The sequence below is a fragment of the Arcanobacterium wilhelmae genome, from assembly GCF_029632765.1.
In the GTDB taxonomy this organism is placed as follows: domain Bacteria; phylum Actinomycetota; class Actinomycetes; order Actinomycetales; family Actinomycetaceae; genus Arcanobacterium; species Arcanobacterium wilhelmae.
This window is the reverse complement of record NZ_CP121247.1, coordinates 12786-33013: the sequence shown is the minus strand read 5'-3', so window position 1 is coordinate 33013 and position 20228 is coordinate 12786. Positions and strand designations below refer to the sequence as shown.

At 59.0% G+C, this 20228-nt stretch carries 23 protein-coding genes and 1 pseudogene; 12 read left to right on the top strand and 12 right to left on the bottom strand.

Translation table 11 applies throughout. From position 1 onward, the window contains the following. The first annotated feature begins 59 nt into the window (after positions 1-59). Positions 60-1892, top strand: a complete 1833-nt coding sequence (gene pknB / locus P8A24_RS00170; RefSeq protein WP_278058511.1) for a Stk1 family PASTA domain-containing Ser/Thr kinase — start codon at positions 60-62, stop codon at positions 1890-1892. Between the two features lie 196 nt (positions 1893-2088). Here pknB and P8A24_RS00165 read toward each other — a convergent pair whose 3' ends face one another. After that, complete coding sequence (locus P8A24_RS00165) at positions 2089-2244, bottom strand: hypothetical protein (RefSeq protein ID WP_278058509.1); 156 nt, start codon at positions 2242-2244, stop codon at positions 2089-2091. Further along, positions 2244-3095: a class E sortase gene (locus P8A24_RS00160; protein WP_278058507.1), complete on the bottom strand. Its 852-nt coding sequence runs from the start codon at positions 3093-3095 to the stop codon at positions 2244-2246. The genes P8A24_RS00165 and P8A24_RS00160 overlap by 1 nt, the downstream gene beginning before the upstream one ends. Positions 3096-3405: 310 nt before the next feature. On the opposite strand from P8A24_RS00160, the gene P8A24_RS00155 reads away from it, so the two are divergent. Further along, entirely contained in the window at positions 3406-3678 is a 273-nt protein-coding gene (locus P8A24_RS00155) for a cell division protein CrgA (protein ID WP_278058505.1), read from the top strand. A gap of 452 nt (positions 3679-4130) precedes the next feature. On the opposite strand, the gene P8A24_RS00150 is transcribed toward P8A24_RS00155, so the two are convergent. Both P8A24_RS00150 and P8A24_RS00145 read right to left on the bottom strand, forming a co-directional pair. Further along, positions 4131-4805, bottom strand: a complete 675-nt coding sequence (locus tag P8A24_RS00150) for a rhomboid family intramembrane serine protease (protein WP_278058503.1) — start codon at positions 4803-4805, stop codon at positions 4131-4133. Positions 4806-4807: 2 nt separating this feature from the next. Beyond that, complete coding sequence (locus tag P8A24_RS00145; RefSeq protein ID WP_278058501.1) at positions 4808-5329, bottom strand: peptidylprolyl isomerase; 522 nt, start codon at positions 5327-5329, stop codon at positions 4808-4810. Between the two features lie 129 nt (positions 5330-5458). Between P8A24_RS00145 and P8A24_RS00140 the strand changes: the two genes are divergently transcribed. Further along, on the top strand, positions 5459-6418 hold the full coding sequence (locus P8A24_RS00140; RefSeq protein WP_278058499.1) for a hypothetical protein: 960 nt from the start codon (positions 5459-5461) through the stop codon (positions 6416-6418). 73 nt (positions 6419-6491) lie between these two features. On the opposite strand, the gene P8A24_RS00135 is transcribed toward P8A24_RS00140, so the two are convergent. Continuing rightward, on the bottom strand, positions 6492-8807 hold the full coding sequence (locus P8A24_RS00135; protein ID WP_278058497.1) for a bifunctional metallophosphatase/5'-nucleotidase: 2316 nt from the start codon (positions 8805-8807) through the stop codon (positions 6492-6494). 321 nt (positions 8808-9128) lie between these two features. On the opposite strand from P8A24_RS00135, the gene P8A24_RS00130 reads away from it, so the two are divergent. Then, positions 9129-9392: a helix-turn-helix domain-containing protein gene (locus P8A24_RS00130; RefSeq protein WP_278058494.1), complete on the top strand. Its 264-nt coding sequence runs from the start codon at positions 9129-9131 to the stop codon at positions 9390-9392. 119 nt (positions 9393-9511) lie between these two features. Further along, positions 9512-9682, top strand: a complete 171-nt coding sequence (locus P8A24_RS00125; RefSeq protein WP_278058492.1) for a hypothetical protein — start codon at positions 9512-9514, stop codon at positions 9680-9682. Here the strand turns inward: P8A24_RS00125 and P8A24_RS00120 are convergent. Then, the gene (locus tag P8A24_RS00120; protein WP_278058489.1) at positions 9657-10439 is read right to left on the bottom strand and encodes a DUF1963 domain-containing protein; all 783 of its coding nucleotides are present in this window, start codon (positions 10437-10439) and stop codon (positions 9657-9659) included. The genes P8A24_RS00125 and P8A24_RS00120 overlap by 26 nt on opposite strands. Positions 10440-10583: 144 nt before the next feature. On the opposite strand from P8A24_RS00120, the gene P8A24_RS00115 reads away from it, so the two are divergent. Then, the gene (locus P8A24_RS00115) at positions 10584-11024 is read left to right on the top strand and encodes a LytTR family DNA-binding domain-containing protein (RefSeq protein WP_278058487.1); all 441 of its coding nucleotides are present in this window, start codon (positions 10584-10586) and stop codon (positions 11022-11024) included. 96 nt (positions 11025-11120) lie between these two features. Then, a complete protein-coding gene (locus P8A24_RS00110) occupies positions 11121-11573 on the top strand; it encodes a DUF3021 domain-containing protein (protein WP_278058485.1) in 453 nt (150 codons plus the stop codon). Between the two features lie 51 nt (positions 11574-11624). Here the strand turns inward: P8A24_RS00110 and P8A24_RS00105 are convergent, their stop codons facing one another. The 3 genes and pseudogenes from P8A24_RS00105 to P8A24_RS08890 form a co-directional block, all read right to left on the bottom strand. After that, a complete protein-coding gene (locus P8A24_RS00105) occupies positions 11625-12098 on the bottom strand; it encodes a HepT-like ribonuclease domain-containing protein (RefSeq protein WP_278058483.1) in 474 nt (157 codons plus the stop codon). Further along, a complete protein-coding gene (locus P8A24_RS00100; RefSeq protein ID WP_278058481.1) occupies positions 12095-12388 on the bottom strand; it encodes a nucleotidyltransferase family protein in 294 nt (97 codons plus the stop codon). The genes P8A24_RS00105 and P8A24_RS00100 overlap by 4 nt, the downstream gene beginning before the upstream one ends. 36 nt (positions 12389-12424) lie before the next feature. Next, a pseudogene (locus tag P8A24_RS08890) lies at positions 12425-12580 on the bottom strand (helix-turn-helix domain-containing protein); the annotation flags it as partial. Between the two features lie 261 nt (positions 12581-12841). Between P8A24_RS08890 and P8A24_RS00095 the strand changes: the two are divergent. Further along, a complete protein-coding gene (locus P8A24_RS00095) occupies positions 12842-12982 on the top strand; it encodes a hypothetical protein (protein WP_278058479.1) in 141 nt (46 codons plus the stop codon). A 72-nt stretch (positions 12983-13054) separates the two neighbouring features. Here P8A24_RS00095 and P8A24_RS00090 read toward each other — a convergent pair whose 3' ends face one another. The 3 genes from P8A24_RS00090 to P8A24_RS00080 are packed head-to-tail and all read right to left on the bottom strand — an operon-like array spanning position 13055 to position 15869. Then, positions 13055-13879 carry an ABC transporter ATP-binding protein gene (locus P8A24_RS00090; RefSeq protein WP_278058477.1) on the bottom strand — a complete coding sequence of 275 codons (825 nt, stop codon included), beginning with the start codon at positions 13877-13879 and terminating at the stop codon, positions 13055-13057. Beyond that, positions 13879-14871, bottom strand: a complete 993-nt coding sequence (locus P8A24_RS00085) for an ABC transporter permease (protein WP_278058475.1) — start codon at positions 14869-14871, stop codon at positions 13879-13881. Before P8A24_RS00085 ends, P8A24_RS00090 begins: the two co-directional genes overlap by 1 nt. Next, positions 14868-15869 carry an ABC transporter substrate-binding protein gene (locus P8A24_RS00080; RefSeq protein ID WP_278058473.1) on the bottom strand — a complete coding sequence of 334 codons (1002 nt, stop codon included), beginning with the start codon at positions 15867-15869 and terminating at the stop codon, positions 14868-14870. The genes P8A24_RS00085 and P8A24_RS00080 overlap by 4 nt, the downstream gene beginning before the upstream one ends. 448 nt (positions 15870-16317) lie before the next feature. Between P8A24_RS00080 and P8A24_RS00075 the strand changes: the two genes are divergently transcribed. The 4 genes from P8A24_RS00075 (at position 16318) to P8A24_RS00060 (ending at position 19951) form a co-directional block, all read left to right on the top strand. Beyond that, on the top strand, positions 16318-16776 hold the full coding sequence (locus P8A24_RS00075) for a hypothetical protein (RefSeq protein ID WP_278058471.1): 459 nt from the start codon (positions 16318-16320) through the stop codon (positions 16774-16776). Positions 16777-16905: 129 nt separating this feature from the next. Further along, complete coding sequence (locus P8A24_RS00070; protein WP_278058469.1) at positions 16906-17505, top strand: hypothetical protein; 600 nt, start codon at positions 16906-16908, stop codon at positions 17503-17505. A 12-nt stretch (positions 17506-17517) separates the two neighbouring features. Continuing rightward, a complete protein-coding gene (locus tag P8A24_RS00065; RefSeq protein WP_278058467.1) occupies positions 17518-17928 on the top strand; it encodes a DUF6531 domain-containing protein in 411 nt (136 codons plus the stop codon). After that, complete coding sequence (locus P8A24_RS00060; RefSeq protein ID WP_278058465.1) at positions 17885-19951, top strand: glycohydrolase toxin TNT-related protein; 2067 nt, start codon at positions 17885-17887, stop codon at positions 19949-19951. The genes P8A24_RS00065 and P8A24_RS00060 overlap by 44 nt, the downstream gene beginning before the upstream one ends. The last annotated feature ends 277 nt before the right edge of the window (positions 19952-20228 follow it).

The following is a 20228-nucleotide window of genomic DNA, read 5'->3' as shown; positions in this document are numbered from 1 at the left end:
GCACGCGCGTTTCCTAATAAGGTCAGTAGCAGACTGTGCAAAGTGGGAGAGAAAGAGTTATGACGGATATTCCTCAGATACTCGGCGGACGCTACGAGGTCGGTGAGTTGATCGGCCGTGGCGGCATGGCCGAAGTGCATCTCGGGCGGGATCGCCGGCTTTCGCGCACGGTTGCCATCAAGGTGCTCCGTTCGGACTTAGCCACGGATCCCACGTTCCTCGCGCGTTTCCGGCGCGAGGCTCAAAGTGCTGCTGCCTTGAATCATCCGGCGATCGTGGCCGTGTACGACACCGGCGAGGAAGAGACCCTTTCCCCGAACGGCAACACGTATTCACTGCCGTACATCGTGATGGAGTATGTGCGTGGGCGCACGGTCTCCAAGCTTGTGGGTGGCGGGGATGCCCTGCCGATCAATGAGGCCGTGCAGATCGTGGTGGGCGTGCTTTCCGCGCTCGAGTATTCTCACCGCGAGGGTATCATTCACCGCGATATCAAGCCGGGCAACATTATGCTCACGCCGGAGGGCAAGGTGAAGGTGATGGACTTCGGGATCGCCCGGGCGGTTGCGGATTCCTCGGCCACAATGACCTCCACGAATTCGGTGGTGGGCACGGCCCAGTATCTTTCCCCGGAGCAGGCGCGCGGCGAGGTTGTCGATGCCCGCTCGGATCTGTATTCCACAGGCTGTGTGCTCTACGAGCTCCTCACGGGCAAGCCGCCGTTCCAGGGCGATTCCGCGGTTGCGGTGGCCTATCAGCACGTGTCGGAGCCGCCGAAGCCAGCGAGCTCGATCGCTCCGGATATTCCGGATGTGCTTGATCGCGTGGTGATGAAGTCTTTGGCGAAGAAGCGCGAGGATCGTTACCAGAGCGCGGCCGAGATGCGTTCCGAGCTTCTGGCCGCGATCCGCGGCCAGGGGGTTGGCGCTCCGGCCGTGACTACCTGGGCTCAGCGTACGCCTCCGGTTCCTGCCCCGACGTCGGCGCCGACTCAAACCATGGCGGCGGCGGAGCTGACGAATACGACGACGTCCGCGACCCCGGTCGCTGCTGCACCGGCAAACAATTCAAAGCGATCCGTTGCATATATCGTGCTCGGCGTCGTTCTGCTTGCTTTGGCGATCGGGGGAATCGTGTGGGCCGTGTCGAGATCGGGTTCTGATCCCGCGCCGACGCCGACGGCCTCGGTCGCCCAGCAGGTAGCGGTCCCGGATCTGTCGAATATGGACCAAACCGAGGCACGGCGTGCGCTTGAGGCTGTGGGTCTGAAGATGACGATCGGCAAGGCTGTCGAGGATCAGAAAGTGGAGGCTGGAAAGTTTGTCTCGTCGTCGCCGGCGATCGGCGAGAACGTGGCAAAGGGCTCCACAGTCGAGGTGATTTTCTCGCTCGGCGTCGGCGATGTGAAGGTGCCGGACGTTACGAGCGGCACAATGCCTCAGGACGAAGCCCGTGCAACCCTCGAGGCAGCAGGACTGAAGGTGAACCGCGTCGATGCTCGCAACACGCCAGGCGTTGCGCGTGATCTTGTTGTGGAAACCGATCCGGCGGCGGGTTCGTCGGTCAAGCGCGGCAGCGAAGTGAATCTCGTGGTGGCCTCGGGGCAGGTGGATCTGTCGGATGTGCGTAACCTGCCAAAGGATAAGGCGATGGCGGTGCTCCGTGATGAGCTGAAGATCCGCCAGATCACGGTGGTTGAGGAGACGAATCCGACGGTGGAACCGGGTACCGTGATTGGGATGACGCCTGGCCCTGGCCAGCAACCGTACGATGTTTCGGTGGAGCTGATCGTGGCCGTGGCGCCTGAGCAGCAGTCCACGCCGGAACCAGATCCGCAGGCGAGCACGCCGGATGCGCCGGCGCCGCAGCCTTCACCGAGCTCAACGAAGTAATCCCGCGGGGATACATGGGGGAGGGGCCGGCAGGAAAAAATTCCTGCCGGCCCCTCCCCCATTATTCGCAGGGTGCTTTCACCACTCGTAGCGGCGAGCTTGCGAGACATTTTGCGGCGAGCCTGCGAGACATTTTGCGGCGAGCCTGCGAGACATTTTGCGGCGAGCCTGCGAGACATTCACCGCTGATTGAATGTCAGCCCACCGTGTTGTCGATGATCAGGTAGTTCTCTTGTAGCCAGGGGAACACGAATTCGAACAGCAGATAGACGACCGCTGCGAAGAGGATAAGCATTTCGATTGCTTTTAGCCACTTCGGGCCGGGCAGTGCACGCCAGAGTGCTCCGTACATTAGGACTCCTTGCTTTGCGGCGCGCCTTGCGCGTCGATGGTTCGGGTGGAGAGGTTCGACGGCGAGAGCGGCTTGGGGCCCTTGTAGTCCTTCGGCACTTCTTGCGGGTCGACGATTTCGATAGGACGGCCGTCTGCGCGATCGACCCAGTGGTCGAGTTCGGCGTGAATGATCCAGCGCTCATTGGAGACGAACGGCGGATGACACGTGGTGATAGTCAGCAGGCGACGCGTGGGGTTCAGCGCGCCTTCCGAGTTCGGGTTGTGGTCGGCTATCGCCTTGTAGGGATCGGGTGCCACCACTTCCACCTTCGACGGATCCACGATCAGATCCGCAGTGGTCACGCGGTAAACGAGGTACTTATCCTTCGTTTCTACCACGATCGGATCGCCGTCTTTCAGTTCGGCGACGTTGCGCATGGGCGCACCGAACGTTTGGCGGTGCGCGGCAGTGGAGAAGTTTCCGACTTGGCCGGGCATGGCAGTGTTCGCATACTTTCCGAAGTTACCCTTATCCAGGATCGACTCCATGTCCACGCCTTCGCGGATCGTGTATTCGAAGCCGTAACCAAAGGCGGGGATGCGCATGATTCCGAGGATCTCGCCTTTCTTTGGTTTGGCGTCCTTGATGTGCGGATCCGTGTATTGCGGTTTACCAATCTTCAACGCCGGCGGTTCTCCCCATTCCTTCACGGTTTTCTCTACCGTTTCGGCTTGGAGCTTGTTTGCGGCGATGTCGGTGTACCACACCTGCCACACGATGAACAGGCCGATGAGGACGCCCGCCGTGATGAGTAGTTCACCGATGACGCCGAGCACCACGGAGAACACGGAATGCTTTCGTTGTGCCACGAATTTCCTCCATTTGTTTTACGTTATGTGTTGATATTAGTCGCGCCTTGCGCGCATTTTCCAGAGACCCAGCTCTCGCCCTCCGCTAGGAGCGTACGGCGCGAGTCGCAGACGACGCCGGTGGGTTCCGCCGACGGTCGCCTCCCGTCGGCGACGTCGGAGGTGAGGTTCGCGCTCAACACACACGTTCGCTGGCGAAACTCGTGCCAAATCGCCGGTCTTTTCGCATTTAGGCGGGCGTCCCGGTAGTCTAGATGGCAGTAACGGCGCCCCGCGCCACACATCCACGTTTGTCTGAAAGGTACGGTCCATGCCGGAGTCGAAGAAGCGCAAGGAAACGATCGAGCACGAGAAGGCCGCTGCGCGCCGCTCGAACAAGGAACCGAAGATGAAGGACGTCTCCCCGCGCTGGTGGGTTCCCACAATGCTGGTGTTCGCGTTTGTCGGCCTGATTTTTGTTGTGACGGCTTACGTGACCCAAGGCCAGTACCCGATCCCGGGCCTGTCGAACGGCAACATTAACTTGTTCATCGGCATCGGCGCGATGATGGTGGGCTTCTTGATGACGATGGGCTGGAAGTAAGCGCCTCCGCGAGCGATTTCCCGCGTCGTGAGGAGCTGGGTTGCTTTCCCTGCAAGGTCACAGGCACCTGGCTGCAGCCCCGTAATCGTGAGAGTAACCGCTCGCCCATTTCAATCTCAGTGAGGACGGCTTCGGCTGTCCTCACTTTTTATGTCCGTTAACTGGCTGTGCCTCATTCCCGGCATTCAGCAGGCCGGTATCTGTGAGGGCGGAGATTTCCACCTTCCTGCGAATTACACGCATGTCATTTTCCACAAGTTACCCACAGACTGTGGATAATGGGCTTTTCCATGGGCGAAGAACTGCGAGTTTTCCCTGATCACACCGAGAGTTACATCGATGTAATTACGCACCTGTGTTTTATCCACAACTTATCCACAGGATGTGGATAAAAAAATTTCCCCAGCCCGAAGGCCAGGGAAATATCTCCACACAACTCACGCCCGACGTCGTCAGAAAACTGCCGCCAATCCTACGAGCGCCGCGAACACGCCCACGCCGATCGCAACATGCCACACGCGGGTCGCAGAAGCACTCCGACGTCGGGCAACGAGCCACAACCACGCAAGCAGCGCGCCGATCACAAGCCCGCCCACATGCGACTCCCACGAAATCCCAGGGATCACGAAACCGAGCACCAGGTTAATCGCAATCAAACCAAGAATTCCGCTATCCTTCGCGCCGAAACCGCGAGCCAGCACCGCGTACGCGCCGAACAGTCCGAACACGGCGCCCGAAGCGCCTACGGTGATGACGTCGGGGTTGCCGTACGTGCCAACCCACACGGCCACAGCCACGTTACCCGCGAGCGCCGAGAGCAGATAGAGCACGCCAAAACGCACCTTGCCGAGTAGCGGCTCGAGCATCCGCCCCATCAACACCAGCGCGTACATGTTGAACAGCAGGTGCACGAAACCCGCGTGCAGGAATGCGCTCGTCACGTAACGGTACGGCTGAAGGTGTGCAAGCGGCGGATAGAACAGGAGCTCGTAGCCAATAGACGGCACCAGGAAATCCACGCCGGCCAGCACTACGCAGGCGGCAGCCAGCGCGCCCGTGACCGGCGGAACGTCGAGATGAAAGTGCCGCTCCCCGGAGCGGGGAGCGGCATCGAACGAATCAGACACGATTACTCGGAAACCTCAACGGAGGTAATCACAACATCCTCCAGCGGGCGATCGCGGCCATCCACCGGGGTGGTGGCGATCGCGTTCACAACGGCCTTCGACTCCTCATCCACAACTGTGCCGAAGATCGTGTGCTTGCCGTGAAGCCAGGTGGTGGGCGCAACCGTGATGAAGAACTGCGAGCCGTTGGTGCCGTGGCCCATGCGGGTGCCGGCGTTCGCCATCGCAAGAACGTATGGCTCGTTGAACGTGAGCTCGGGAGCGATCTCGTCGTCGAACGTGTAGCCCGGGCCGCCGGTGCCGGTACCGAGCGGATCGCCGCCCTGGATCATGAAGCCGTCGATCACGCGGTGGAACACCACGCCGTCGTACAGCGGACGCGAGGTGCGCTCGCCGGTGGCAGGATCGGTCCACTCGCGCTTGCCGGTGGCCAGTTCAGTAAAGTTCGCAACCGTTTCCGGCGCCTGGGCCGGGAACAGCTCGAGGCGAATATCGCCCTTCGTCGTATGCATAATTGCTTCCATGGCCGCTATTTTCGCACATCGCGGGCGGTATTTTCCACGACGCCGGCGCGCGGCGCTTGCTGTTGGCGAAATTTGGGGCGGTTGCGGGCGTAGTTTGATGCGGAATGCGCTCCAAGATGGAAAGATGGTGTGAAGCAGGATCATATCCAGATCCACAACGGAGGGAAAATCATGGGTCTTTTCAAGAAGTCCGCGAAGGACAAGGCAAAGGATACGGCCGCTGCCGCAGCGAACAGCGCCGCCGACAACCTGAACGATCTCGCCACGAAGGCGCGTGCATGGGCCGAGGCCGCCAGCGAAAAGATCGTCCCGGTGGCCGCGGAGGCGGCGGTGAAGGTGTCGGAGGTAGCAAAGGACGCCGTCCACACCGCCAAGCCGTACGTTGAGGATGCCACCGCCCGCGTCCAGGAAGCGGCGAAGACCGCCGCGAAGAACGCTAAGCCGTACGTTGATGATGCGGCTGCGAAGGTGCAGGCGGCCGCAAAGGAAGCGGCCAAGAATGCCAAGCCTTACGTCGATGATGCCACGGCCAAGGTTCAGGCAGCCGCCAAGGATGCCCGCGCCGCCGCGCAGCCGTACGTGGAGGACGCGCAGGCCCGCGCCGCCGTCGCGGCAACGAAGGTTCGCGAGGATTACTACCCGCGTGCCCAGCGTGCGGCAGAGGCCGCCCTCGAGGAGGCACGCAACGGCAAGGGCGATCTTGCTTCGCGCGCGAAGGATGTTGTGGCCGTTTCCAAGAAGGAACTGGCCAAGCCAGCGAAGAAGAAGCGCGGAGTTCTCAAGAAGCTCGGTTTCGTTGCTCTGCTCGGCGCAGCCGCCGGCGCAGTGTACGTGCTGGTTCAACGTTCGAAGCCAGTGAACGATCCGTGGGCGGAGTCGTACTGGGAGGATCTCACCAAGGAAGATCACGACGGCGCTGAGGCGCTGAAGGATCATCTTGAGGAAGAGACTGAGACCGCGAAGGAAACGGCGCAGGCTGCCGCCGACGCCGTGAAGGACGGCGTTGAGACCGCCGGTGATCGCGTTGCCCGCGTGGCCGAGAAGGCCCAGGAGCGCGCCGATGATCTGAAGGAAAACGGCCAGGCCTGATACTGGAAGTCACATGAATGTGCCCCAGGAGGAACTCCCTCCTGGGGCACATTCATGTATTCGCGATGCTCGATCAGCGCTTGCGCGTGGCTGCGCGCACAGCACCTGCGCCGACCGCGGCGAGTGCAAGTGCGCCGAGCGCCAGGCCGATAACATTGGCGCCAGTGTAGGCCAGCGGGCCGTTGCCCTTGGGAGTCGCCTGAGCACCGGCGTCGGCGTTGCCAACGTGGCCCGACTTGCCGTTCTTTCCGGACTTGCCGGCCGAACCGGCGTCGCCCTGACCGCCTGTGGCAGGTGCGCCGCAATCGACGCTCACTGACAGGCCCGCCTCGGGCGCGACGACGGTGGCAAAGTCAGTGGCCACCGTGAGCGGCACCTTCACCTCGCCACCCTTGGCCGTGCACTTGGCCGAAACCGGAACCTCGAGGGTCGCTTGGCCGGCGCCGTCGGTAGAGATCACAGCCTTCTCGGAGTTGGCATCCGCATCCACGAGCGAATTGTTCACCTTCGCCGAAACCGGTGCGCCACCAAGGGAAACCTTGACGCCCTTCGTGATCGCAGGACCCTCGGAGAAGGACAGGCCACGCAGTGCAACTTTCACCTTCTCGCCGTTCTTCACTGCGGTGCGATCCAGGCTCACGCCGATCGCCGCTTTCGCCATGCGCTCGACGATCGGTTTCTTCGCCGCCTCGAGCCCCTTGAGGTAGGTGTTGAACTCGTCGCGATCGAGGTTCGCGGTGGTCACGAAGTCACCACCGGCCGTGAGCGCGTCGAAGGTGTCGCCGCCGGCGAGGAGGAAGGTCACCGAGCCGACGGTGTATTTCTTCTTCAGGTCGATCGGCTTACCATTCACCGTCACCGAGGTGATGCGCTTGCCGTACGGCTTGGTGACGTCGTACGTGTAGGAAACGTTCGAGGAAATACCGAGCTTGAGCATCGGACGTGAGTTTTGCGAGTTGAGGTTCGTCTTCCACTGCTGTTCGAGCGCCTTGACGAAATCAGCGCCCGTGATCGTCACGTATCCGATCGCGTTCGAGAAAGGCATCACGGCGAAGGTATCGGCGTAGGTGATCACGCCGTTCGTGGGGACGAGGTCGGCGCGCAGGCCGCCGGCGTTGATGATGCCAATATCGGCTTTTGCGCCGCTCTTCGTAATCACGCGATCGCGAAGCGAATCCGCCACGAGATCGCCAAGCGAGGATTCGATTCCGCGGTTCGAGCCCGGGTCGGTTGCACCCGACGCCGTCGTGAACACGCCACGGCGGAACTCGCCCTTCACGTTTTTCACGATCGGCTCGGCACCCTTTGCCTTCGAATCAGCAACGGCTTTGTCAACGATCGCCTTGATTTTCGGAGCCGACTGCGAAGCGGAAGTATCGCACTTGGCGACTTCCGACGCCGGGATCAGCTTCGCATCCGCCGAGACCACCTTCTTGGCGGCCGTATCGAACGAGATCGAAATCAGGCCCATGTTATCGGTGTAAGAACCGGAGGCAACGCCCGCGAGATGCGGATTCGCTGACTTGAGCTTTTCTGTGGAGTTCACGGCGTCGAACTCGTACGGGACGTGGGTGTCGCCGCCCATGATGCCGTCCACGTGCGCACCCATCTTCGGGAAGTTGTTCTTCACGTCGTCGTCGAGCATCGCCACAACGACGTCGGCCGTGCCGTCCTTCTTGAGCTTCTCAGCGAGCGTGTTGATCTTCTTCACGGGGTCGCCGAAAGTCATGCCCTTAGTTGTGCCGGGGCTGAGCTTGTAGGGAACATCTTCCGCAATCGCGCCGATGAACGCCACCTTCACTTGCGATTCCGGGGCTTCCCACACGGCGTATTCGCCGAGGTAAGGGACGGTTTTGCCCTCTGTGTTGGTCCAGTTACCCAGGCCGGTCACGTTCGAGCCGAGGTAGGGGAAGGCGGTCTGGTGGAACTTTTCGGGCTGGGAGCCGTCCACGCGCGCCTTGAACGCTTCCTGGCCGAGATCGAGCTCGTGGTTACCGATCGTCGAACCCACCGGCTTGAGCTCGTTCAGGCCAGCAATCGTGGGATTATCGAGGAGCGAGCCGGAGGTGAAGGGCGAGGCACCGATGTTGTCGCCCAGTAGGGTAAACGACGAATCAGGGTGCTTACCTCGAGCAGCGTCGAGGAAGCACCCCATCTTTTCCAAACCAGCTTCAGTCACGCGCGACTTGCCGGTTTTCTTGTCCTTCTTTTCCACGAGTTCGATGTGCCCGTGAACATCCGTCAGCGTGTAAAGATCGAGGGTGACAACGTTGCCACCCGCCGACGCCGGTGCGGGAGTTCCGTTCGCATCTGCAGCGAACGCGGTGAGTGGGGTGGTGATGAGGGCACAAGCGGCAACCGTTGCCGCTGTGCGAGCGAAGAGTTTCATAGGGGATCTCCAAAATCGCAGAGTGTAAAATCTGACGCTCCCAACCTACCAAATGAGGGTTGCCTAAGTTTCAGTGTCTCAGCATTCTGTTACGAGTGTCGCTCGGCATGAACGCTCACATTCCCATCAACACATCTGTTGTGTAGAGGATCTGCAGAAAACTCACCCAAACGCTTGAATGAAGACTTCATGATAAGTCGCGAGTTTACAGAGTACGTGGATATTGACGTCACAGTTATTGACGTTAATAATGAAGTCATCTACTGTGACTCCCATATTGGAGTCATATTGCCTATCGAGTGAACTGAGGAAGGATGTGAGATGCAGTATCACGGCAGGGTTTCCGGGCCAGAGTCGCTCGGCCGGATGTTACAACAGGCACGTCTTGTCGCTGGATTAACGCAACGTGATTTGGCGAAACAACTGGGAACCACACAGAAATACATTTGGGAGTTAGAGGCTGGTAAACCGTCGATTATGATGAACCGGCTTTTTGCCGCAATGCAGGCCACCGGCATGGAATTGAGTGCGACCATTACTGTTCCCGACGACGGTGCCGAGCGGGATGAGGCTGACCGTGGGTGATCTCGTTGTCGAACTGTATGGTCACAGGATCGGTGCGCTCCGCGGCGACTGGCGTTCCTTTGACCTGATTCCAGACCCAGCTGGCGCATACCACTTTGGCCTCGACTCCACATTCCTTGGTGTCTGGCGCAGATCTGGTGATCGAGGGTGAGCGGTGGGGGATCCCTCATGCGGCTTCACTAGTCGAGGAGATGCTCGATTCTTTAACAATGGCGATCACGTTGCCGGAGGCATATCCAGGGCTAGTGGACGAAATTGGTGGCTTTATCGACCGACTTCGTCGGGAATAAGGACCGCGATACAGGAGGGGCGCACATCACGAATCCCAGTAGAGGAAAGCTCCGGTGAAACTCTGGGGATCTGACAGCCACACTCCAGCCACTCCCATATCGCCCCACTCGGCTCCGCCAACGCTGGAAGACCCGAGGAGCAAAACCGAGCTGCGCTGATCGACGTCGTACTCGCGGAAATCGCCCTGGACGAAGGCCGGGTATCCCCCAGGTAAAACGGGTATTCGGGAAACGTCGGTTCGGATTCTTCGTCAATTTCCCCGCGCTCCACGCGATCCCAAAAATCCGGTTGCGCCTCATCAAACTCAAGCGTGCCGAGGAACGGGCGCATCTGCACCACGTTGCCTTGCAGATAGAGCCGGGTTTGCGTGTCGACCGGTGCGTACACCTCGGCTTCCCCAGGAGCGGCAAGCGGGCTCGGCTCACCCGTATCAACGACGTCGGTGACGTGGCGAACCAGGACACAGCCAGTTCCGTCGTACGGATTCGGATTTTCGTCGGCCAGCTTCATCCCCATCAACGCGTCCGTTGCGTGAAAGACCTGCAGGAAACCCGACGTCGGAAGTACCGTGCCGAGCTCGCCGGAAGTGAGGATGCGAGGCTCGATCGCCTCAAGGTCGATCTGGATCAAAAGCGCAAGCGGCGCACCAGCGTCGTCCGTGGGAACGCTCTCACCCGGCCGCAGGTACAGCATACCGCCAGCGAAAGTGCTCGTGGGCGCGGAGGCAGGTACGAAGGCGTATGCGGTGCGAGTCATGACGGCTCCCTGTTCGGCAATCGCTTGGCGGCTGTCGCTCCCATCTTAATGCCGCATCGGCGCGTTTTCTGGCCGCATGCGCAGGGCCGTTCGCGCGGCTGGCTCCCGGCGCGATGTAATAGAGACATCAACAAGGAGGGACGCATGAAGCTCACAGTCACGATCGACCCGACGACGCCGGAGACCGAAGTTTCCGTCCGGGCACCCGAGCTCACGGCCGAGGTGCGAGCGATCCAGACGCTCGCCGGCAAAGGCCAGCTACGCCGGATCGTCGGCACGCGAGGCACCGACGCCGTCGTACTCGACTTAGCAGAAATCCTTGCCTTCTCAACGAAAGATCGCACCGTCGTCGCACACACGAGCCGCGGCGAATGGCGCGTGAAAACGCGCATCGGCGAACTCGCTGAGCAACTGCCCACCGCCGAGTTCGTCCAAATCTCCCAGTCCGAGATCGTCAGCCTGCGAGCCATCTCGCACCTCGACCTTTCCGCAACCGGCACCATCAGCGTGCAACTTCGCGACGGCAGCCGCTACTTCGTGGCCCGCCGCGCCCTGAAAAGCTTCCGTGCCGCCCTCGGCCTCTAGCCCGACGCTGGTGCGCACCTCGCGCCCTGAACGCAACTTGTCGCACCGGCGTCGCCGGCCCCTAACTACCCCACTTTTGCCCACAAGGAGACCACAATGAACGCCAGGAAATACATCGTTCTCACGCTGATCGGAATCGGCGTCGGAATCGGAATCGGAACCACAATGGAACTCATCACCTCAGCGATCAACGGCACCGAGTACAGCCCGGGTGTGCCCGCATTCCTCGCCCAGTTCGGTAGCGAAAACGCCGGCGTAGCAGTGGAACGCGTACTGTACGGGCTGTACGGAGCGGTATGTGCGCTCGCCGGGCTGCTCTACGAAAACGAGCGCCGCCCGATCGCGCTCACCTCAACCCTCCACTTCGGGATCATCGCCGCGTTCGGGCTCGCGATAGGTGCCTACCTTAAATGGTTCACCTTCGGCTGGGAGTTCGTCGGATTCGCCGTGTTCTTTATCGGGATCTACCTCGCGATCTGGCTCGTCGCCTACCTGCTCGATCGCGCCAAAGTGAAGGAAATGAACGCCAAACTCGCACAGAGGAAGTAAGCAAAAAGTGAGGCGTGATGGCGAAATCGCCACCACGCCTCACGCTGATTATTACAGCTCAGATTCGAGCTTCGCACGAATCTGACGCACAGCTAATTCAAGATCCGGGAAATCACTTGCCAAAGTTTCCCACACAACCTGATCGTCGATCTCATCATAGAAATGCACAATCTTGTTTCGCATCTGACGAATGATTGACCACGGCACCTCAGGATGTGCCTCCTTCACATCGGAATGCAAACGCTGGCTAGCCTCCACAACGCGGGTAATCGCGTAATACGCGGCGTATCGAGTCTTCTCCCCATCCATGTTGTCGATAAAAAAGGAATCACCGCCAGCATGGACAATGGCCCGAGCTACTTCCAAGCCATCAAGCATCTCGCTGAGGCGACGAAGCGCCACGTGTAAATCGAACGGAACACTCGAACGACGAAACCCATGTCGCGCGAAATAAGCCTCAGACTCGGTCGAACGCCCGGAACCTGGTGCGAAGCCAAAGCTAAACTTTCCGTCGTCGTCACTCATAGCGCGACTGCTTCCGCTTGAGCCTTTGCAAGTCGCGGCCCTTGGCGGCCAGTGTTAACAACAATGTCAACCGGTGCTGCAAGGATATTTTCGATTTTCCGACTGAGGTTCCCAATAGCAAACAACCCGACTGCACGATCGTGGCTGATCAAGAAATCGATATCCGATTCAGAGGTGTCCATACCGCGCGCAACCGAACCAAAAACCGCAACGTCAGTAAACCCTGAATCCTTGAAAACCCGACGCAACTCCTCTCGATGCAAATCAAGGAGCACACTCGGCTTCACCATCACATCGCTTTCCAAGCGATCGCGTTCATTCGGGGACAATGGACGACGCCGATTTTCGAACGCACTAATATGCGATTGAGGAACGTTCGTTCGACGCGAAAGCTCACGCTGAGTCAACCCAAGCGCCCGACGTCGACGTCGCAAAAACTCAGGCCCATCGATCTCCGAAAACGGAACCAAAGAAGCGTCCATATCTTCATGATACCGATCTGGTGGTATCAGCTCTAGTTCATGATTGAGCGCCCTTCATATCAATCAGACTTTCAGCAATCCCGTATCTCATGACAAACACCTCACCGCTTAGGCGGGGTTTCTGGCCGCATGCGCAGCGCCGTTCGCGCGGCACCGACGCCGTCGCGCTCGACTTAGCAGAAATCCTTGCCTTCTCAACGAAAGATCGCACCGTCATCGGCGGCCTCGACCTACCCAACTTTTGCCCACAAGGAGACCACAATGAACGCCAGGAAATACATCGTTCTCACGCTGATCGGAATCGGCGTCGGAATCGGAACCACAATGGAACTGATCGCCTCAGCGATCAACGGAACCCAGCACAGCCCTGGTGTACCAGCGTTCCTCGCACAGAGGAAGTAAGCAAAAAGTGAGGCGTGGTGGCGAAATCGCCACCACGCCTCACTGTGTGTGAAAGGAAGCCCGAAGCTGCTCTTAAGCGAGCATCGAACGGTCGCTCATCTGTAGATCCTTGAACTTTGCGAACTCGGCAAGCAGATCGTCAACCGTCGCGTTTTCTTTGTCGGCGCCCGAAAGCTCGAACAAAATGCGGCCCTCGTGCATCATGATCAGCCGGTTCCCGAGCGAGAGAGCCTGCTCCATATTGTGTGTCACCATCATCGTGGTGTGCTGATGCTTGGCCACGAGCTCCTTGGTGAGCCGCGTAATCAACTCGGCACGCGACGGATCCAAGGCCGCGGTGTGCTCGTCCAGAAGCAGGATCTTCGGCTGGTTAAACACCGCCATCACCAGGCTCAACGCCTGGCGTTGCCCACCGGAAAGCAACCCCACTCGCGCCGTCAGACGATCCTCCAGCCCTTGCTCGAGCACCTTGAGCTCCTGGCGGAACTGCGCCTTGCGAGCCTTCGTCACTCCCAACCCGAGGCCGTGGCCGTGGGTTCGGCCCCACGCGATCGCCAGATTCTCCTCGATCGTCATGTGCGGGCACGTGCCAGCCATCGGATCTTGGAACACCCGGCCCACATACTTCGACACTTTGTAATCCGAGAGCCGAGTCGTGAGTGTTCCGTCGATCGTCACCGAGCCCAGATCGGCACGGTAGCGGCCAGAGACAATATTGAGCAGCGTAGATTTACCGGCACCGTTCGAGCCGATGATGGTGACGAAGTCCCCCTTCTCCAGGGAAAGTGAAACATCGCGTAACGCGATTTTCTCGTTGATCGTCCCCGGGAAAAAGGCCTTCGACACGCTCACGATATCGAGCATCGGGTTACTCGCGCTCTCCTGCTGTGTCGCCATCACTTCCCTCCCTTCCGCTGGGGGCTCGTTACTTGCTTCGACGCCGGGCGGGTATCACCAGAGTCGAGCTCTTCGGCGTCGGCCGTATCCCACGGCTGCACGCTAGAAAACTCCGATTTCGGCTGGTTGGACTTCCTCACCGACATGAAGGCTTTCGAACGCGGAGCGAGCAGTGCCACCACCACGATCAGCGCCGAGAGGAGCTTCATGTCGTTCGGATCGAACCACGGGATCATCAGCGCAGCCTGAATAATCAGGCGGTACGCGATCGAACCGCCCACCACGGCGATCACGGCAACCCACACGCGCGACGTCGGAACCACTGCGGTGCCGATAATCACCGACGCGAGCCCGGCAACGATCAAGCCGATACCCATCGAGATATCAGCAAAGCCCTGGTACTGCGCGAACAGCGAACCCGAGAGCGCCACCAGCGCGTTCGATAGCGCCAGGCCCACGAGCTTCGTCATGTCGGTGTTAATACCCTGCGCGCGAGCCATCTCCTCGTTGTCGCCCGTGGCCCGAAGTGCAAGACCAAGGTGCGTGTTCAGGAACCAGATGAGGACAGTACAAAAAACGGCGACGACGAAGAGCAGGATCCCCACAGACGTGATCGTTCCGAGCAGATGATTGTTCCGCAGCGGCGTGAACACTGTTTCCGAACGCAGTAGCGGCACATTCGCCTTTCCCATGATGCGCAAGTTAATCGAGTAGAGCCCGATCTGCGTGAGGATACCCGCAAGGAGTGGGTGAATCTTGCCGACCGTGTTGAGCAAACCGGTAATCAGTCCGGCGATGATTCCGACGAGGGCGCCGGCCACCGTCGCCGCCCACGGGTTCCACCCGGAGAGTAGCGCGATAGCGGTGGTACCGGCGCCGGTCGTGAAGCTTGAATCGATCGTGAGATCTGCGAAATCAAGGATCCTGAACGTGAGGTACACGCCCAGGGCCATCAGAGCGTAGATCAGACCGAGGTCGAGTGCGGCAATCATTTAATCACTCGGTCCGCTTGATCAACGAGATCCTTCGGCAACGGCACGCCCATGCGCTCGGCCGCCGCCGGGTTCACCACGAGCTGCGGCTTTTCCTGCGCTTCAACGGGCATTGTTGCGGGGTCGCCGCCCTCAGTGAGGATCTTGACCGCCATCTTGCCGGTCTGCTCACCGAGCTTCTCGTAATCCAGGCCGTAGGTGAGCGCCGCCCCCTTCTGCACTGAATCAGCCTCTCCCGAGACCACGAGTTTCTTCCCCTGCTCCGCAACCTGCAGCACGGATTCGAGCGCGGAAACCACCGCGTTATCGGTCGGCACGTAGATCGCGTCCACATCGCCGAGGGTTTGAGCGGCCTGCACAACCTCCGACGAGTTCGTGATCGTCTTCTCCACAAGTTCCATGCCGAGCTTCTTCGCCTCTTCGCGGGCAAGAGCCACCTGAACCTCAGAGTTCACTTCGCCCGAAGAATAGATCACGCCGATCCTCTTCGCATTCGGGAGCACCTTCTTCACCAGGCCGATCTGCTCGGCCACCGGATTCAGATCGGTGGTACCAGTAACGTTTGCTCCCGGCGCATCGTTCGAGGCTACCAGCTGCGCCGATTTCGGATCGGTGACGGCGGTGAACAACACTGGCGCATCGGTAACGCTCTGCGCCACCGCCTGCGCGATCGGGGTAGCCACGGCCAGGATCAGATCCGGTTTTGAGGAGGCGAACTTCGACGCGATCGACGTCGACGTCCCCTGATCCGCTTGAGCGTTCTGCTCATCGTAGGTGACGTTGAGCCCGGCGTCGGTGATTGCCTTCTTAAAGCCCTTCACTGCGGCGTCGAGAGACGGATGCGAAACATACTGTGCGACGCCGATCGTGTACGAATCCTTTGCCGATGCGCTACCGCCTGACGCTGCGCCGCCCGTAGTGGCCGGGCTTGAACATGCTGCCAGGGCCAGCATCAGCGTGCCGACCAGAGCAACGAGAGCGCTGAGCTTGCGTTTCATGGTTTCCTCCGCGTGAAAAATGAATATCGATGAGTGATCACGAATAGATTCGATTTTCAGCACATCGTACAGCGCTCCCAGAAATGACAAAAACGCTTCTCACAATATGAGTTGGCACAAGATTGGAATACGCGGGCTGACTCCACTCCATACCGGGCACGACTAAGCCGGCAACAGCGACGCCGGTAAAACTTCAATCCTTGAAAACGTGACGTCACCCCTCGTCATCTGGCTCATCGCCAACGCACGTCTTACCTAACCTTCACGTTTCGAATATTGGAACTCCACAGATATCACTAGATAGGTTAGAATGAACAATCATTGACGTTTCCCCTACAAAATAGCGACGATTAGGGAATTCCCCTCGTCAGTGTTGCATTCTCGAGCGAAATGAGTTGGTCCTATGCTGAATCCCTCAACGATCGGTTAGATATCGGCGTCGCTTCTTGTGCCGATTGGTGCGGCGGTCGCCGTCGCAATCCGTAAGCCGAAGGCACCGGGAAGTATCCAGACTTACTCAAAGACCACAACAGCCTTGATGTTATTGTTTGGAATCGTTGTTTTAGCATCAAGTGTCTTCCTTGCCCTGAAAGGATCCGGCAATGCCGGCGCGCTTAAGCATTGGGTAACGGTTGTTGTCACCTTCGTCCTCGGCGTCGGGGCAATAATTGGCGGGTACTTCTATGCAACGTATTCGCTCACTGTCACCCACGATTCCATCACAATTTCTCATCCATTCCGCGGAACACAAATACTGACCCGTCACAACATCATCAGCGTTGGTGATAGTTATTTTAAGGGCGTGAGGCTCCTAGAAGTGACGTACCGCGATCATGACCGGGTTCGAAAAATCCGATTCGATCGGGCTCGCTTTGATATGACAGCTTTCTTCGGTTCACGCGGATGACCTCTCACCACCACGGGCTGTGACCGTCTCTCCACCGCATAGATACCCGCGGATTAACTCAACAATTCGAATATTCCGATGTGATTTCACCACACGATAAGCATCACTCACCAACGAATACGAGGTTTCATGGTTAGCTTAGGAGCCAACGCACACGATCTGGATTTTGATTTCTCGGTAGCGCGGAGCGTGGCCTCAACTTTCACTGCGGTTGCTTCCACCTTGGAGAGCCAGGCGGCGAGCCGAGCGTCGTGTGAGTCGACGGCGTCGGGCCAGTTTCGTGGATATTTTTCGCAACTATTCACCTCGAATATGGCCAGCGCTCAAGCAGATCGGGATGAGATCGCCTCGGCGTTGCGTGACGTAGCTCAGGGCGCGCAAGATATCGCCCAAGCCGCCCGCGAGGAAAACGAGCGCCGCCGTGTCGCACACGAGTACGTCACCAAGCACGACAACTGGTGGGAGAAAACGTGGGATTACTTGTTCGGGCAAGAACCCCCGCCGCGGCTCGAAGTGAATCCTGCTCCGACGATTCACACCTCGGCCCCTCCGCCCGAGCCACGCGAAACGCCGGCTCCTGGAGCATCGGGTGGCCCGAACATGGGCGTATCGTCGGCGAGCCCGGCGGATCTGAAGTCGGCGGCACAGGGTTTAGCTAGCCTGGATGAGAGCGTGGCTGGCAAGCCCGCGCAACTTGAGAGGGCCCTTGAGGATTTTGCCGCGTCGTGACAGTTTGGCTCGTTGGATGCGAGCAGTGTTGTCAGCGCATTGCGGGCGTGGCTCAAGGACAACGACGAGGACGTGGCATGGCTTCGCACGGTAGCGCAGGCTTTTGAACATTTCGGTAGTGAGGGTGTGGTCAGTGCACCGAATTCTGCGTTGACGGCGTCGCTGGCAGCAGCAGGGGTGCGGTCTTCGCGTACTGATCTTGCCGTGCAACCGGCCTCGATCTCGGGTATTGAGCCAACCACGGGCTACGTGACGGATCCGGTGAATGCCGCGACGGGGAACTTCGTGGAGGCTGAAACAGATCTCGCGATTGGTGATGTGGTATTCACCCGCATGTATAACTCGGTCGGGGATCACGAGTCATGGTGTTGGCCGTCTTGTGAGCTCTACAGATCCGCTTGGGCACACCACGTCGTTCCGTGAGACTGACGGCGCGGTAGTGACGAGCGTGGATTCTGAGCCGGCTTACACTACGCGGGTCACGAGCGACGGACGGCACCGGACTGTGATCGATCATGTGCGAGGCATCACACAGTCGATGCTTTACGATCGACGCGGCCGCCTGATCGAGCATTCGGTGGATGGGCGAACAACAACCTGGGAGTACACCCCTTCAGGGCGCCGGGCCCGCCAGATCTCCCCGAACGGGGACGTCACGCGTTACGTGTATGACGCCGTCGGCCACCTTATCGCGATCGACCATAGCGCTCTGGGCCACGTGGATTTCACCTATGATGCTGCGAACCAACTGACAGCGATGACAACACCTTCCGGGCGCCATGAGTGGTCTTACGAACGCGGACTAGTGACCAGACATACCCGTATCAACGGTCAGGCAGGCGCGGTCACGTCGATCCTGCGCGACCCCTCTCGCCGTATCAGCACGATCGCTACTCCAACGGGCACAGTGAGTTACGGCTACGACGTCGCCGGCCAGCTAACATCGATCACGAGCAGGCAGGGCGCCACCCACTTCACCTACGACGATTCAGGCCGACTAAAGGCCGAAACTGGCCCCACCGGCCACCGTGAGTATTCGTATAACACTTTTGGTCAACTCGCGTCGATCACCGACGGGGACACGGTTGTTTCCTTCACCTATGACGCTGCCGGACATCGCGTGAGCGAGCATGGCCCAGCCGGGCGTGAGGTGACATACGAGTGGGACGGACGAGGATACCTTCACGCAGTGACCAGCACCGATGGTGTCACCCACCGTGTTCTCACGGACGCTGTGGGGAATCCGGTACGCATCGATGAGACGAATATCGTGTGGGATCCCACCTCCCCAATCGCCCAGCCAATCCAAGAAGGCACAGCATCCGTGCTTCCTTTACCCGGTGGGGCACTTTTCCACGACGGGGACACCATCTCGTGGCGCACCGCCCGCACCCGCTCCTTCTTGTCCATGGATACACTCGCCAGGGTATGCGACCAAGTGGCGGGAGCAAACACCTACGCGTATGCCAATAACAATCCTCTTGCCTATGTTGACCCGTGGGGAATGCGCCCAGCAACAGACGCCGATCTTGACGCTTACAAAGCCGAGCTTCCCGGCTCGAAATGGGAATACGTCCTTGGCACAGCAGCCATTGTTGGTGGCATCGCAGCAACAGTCCTGATGGGCCCGGTAGGCGGGGCGATCGTGGGTGGATTCCTTATCTCTGCCGGAATGTCAACCATCACCCAAAAATATTCCACTGGCACCGTTGACCCAACACAAGTGTTATTTGATGGCGCCATCGGCGCGGTCTCCGGCCTCGCCGGCAGTGCCGCAGGACGCGCTGTCACTGCAATGGCGACAAACCGGCTCGGAGCAACCTTCGCGAGCCGTGCTCTGGGGTACGTTGCTGATGCGTTTACAGGATCGGTAATCGATACCACTGCCACAGCACTGACAACCCCCGGCTACGGCGCCTCAGACTTTGGCCACGACTTCCTGATTAACGCAGAAACCGGCCTTGCCTTTTCCACGATCGGCGGCGAGATCAGCCATCGAATGGACATCGCACACACCCAACCCGACACCTCACCCGACGTTCAAGCCGCACACTCGATGTCAGCCACGGACGACGCCCCGCTCGCAGCAACCAAAGACATCCCCCAATCAACATCGACTGAACTCGTTCCCTACTACCCACCAAATGATGGAGCCTCAGGAGACTGGGAACGTGTATTCCTATATGCCGGAGAGAAATTCGATCGCTACGGAAAACCAACTGGCAAATATTTGGCTGATGTCGGCACCCCTGACTGGCAACGCGCTCTCCCACACGGAGTAAATACGAGTGACTATCACGTTTATGAAGTCGTTAAACCATTCGAAGTCGAGATGTCAACTATCGCCCCATGTTTCGATCAACCAGGCGGCGGAGTACAATATCGAACTCCTGTAAAACTAGAAACACTAATCGAAAGAGGAATCATAAAAGAGGTTACACCATGACGATTGACGAATTGAAGGAATATGTCGACGCGAACGCGAAATACCGCGATTCCTATTCCATAGACGAAGGACTAAAGAACGACGCTCTCATTATCGAACAAGTCCACGGCCGGTTCGTCGTATATCACTACGAACGAGGATCTCGATCATTCGAACATTGGTATAACAACGAGTCAGAAGCAGTAGAACGATTTTTAAGATCTTTCATTAAAAGTGAAAACCTGCAATTGACACAAACTAAGATTAGTAGGTGCAACGATTAACTACTATATGCACT

Coding starts and splice junctions, on each gene's coding strand:
- pknB (WP_278058511.1), top strand. CDS start 60: ATGACGGATATTCCTCAGATACTCGGCGGACGCTACGAGGTCGGTGAG.
- P8A24_RS00165 (WP_278058509.1), bottom strand. CDS start 2,244: ATGTACGGAGCACTCTGGCGTGCACTGCCCGGCCCGAAGTGGCTAAAA.
- P8A24_RS00155 (WP_278058505.1), top strand. CDS start 3,406: ATGCCGGAGTCGAAGAAGCGCAAGGAAACGATCGAGCACGAGAAGGCC.
- P8A24_RS00145 (WP_278058501.1), bottom strand. CDS start 5,329: ATGGAAGCAATTATGCATACGACGAAGGGCGATATTCGCCTCGAGCTG.
- P8A24_RS00135 (WP_278058497.1), bottom strand. CDS start 8,807: ATGAAACTCTTCGCTCGCACAGCGGCAACGGTTGCCGCTTGTGCCCTC.
- P8A24_RS00130 (WP_278058494.1), top strand. CDS start 9,129: ATGCAGTATCACGGCAGGGTTTCCGGGCCAGAGTCGCTCGGCCGGATG.
- P8A24_RS00120 (WP_278058489.1), bottom strand. CDS start 10,439: ATGACTCGCACCGCATACGCCTTCGTACCTGCCTCCGCGCCCACGAGC.
- P8A24_RS00115 (WP_278058487.1), top strand. CDS start 10,584: ATGAAGCTCACAGTCACGATCGACCCGACGACGCCGGAGACCGAAGTT.
- P8A24_RS00110 (WP_278058485.1), top strand. CDS start 11,121: ATGAACGCCAGGAAATACATCGTTCTCACGCTGATCGGAATCGGCGTC.
- P8A24_RS00105 (WP_278058483.1), bottom strand. CDS start 12,098: ATGAGTGACGACGACGGAAAGTTTAGCTTTGGCTTCGCACCAGGTTCC.
- P8A24_RS00100 (WP_278058481.1), bottom strand. CDS start 12,388: ATGGTGAAGCCGAGTGTGCTCCTTGATTTGCATCGAGAGGAGTTGCGT.
- P8A24_RS00095 (WP_278058479.1), top strand. CDS start 12,842: ATGAACGCCAGGAAATACATCGTTCTCACGCTGATCGGAATCGGCGTC.
- P8A24_RS00090 (WP_278058477.1), bottom strand. CDS start 13,879: ATGGCGACACAGCAGGAGAGCGCGAGTAACCCGATGCTCGATATCGTG.
- P8A24_RS00085 (WP_278058475.1), bottom strand. CDS start 14,871: ATGATTGCCGCACTCGACCTCGGTCTGATCTACGCTCTGATGGCCCTG.
- P8A24_RS00080 (WP_278058473.1), bottom strand. CDS start 15,869: ATGAAACGCAAGCTCAGCGCTCTCGTTGCTCTGGTCGGCACGCTGATG.
- P8A24_RS00070 (WP_278058469.1), top strand. CDS start 16,906: ATGGTTAGCTTAGGAGCCAACGCACACGATCTGGATTTTGATTTCTCG.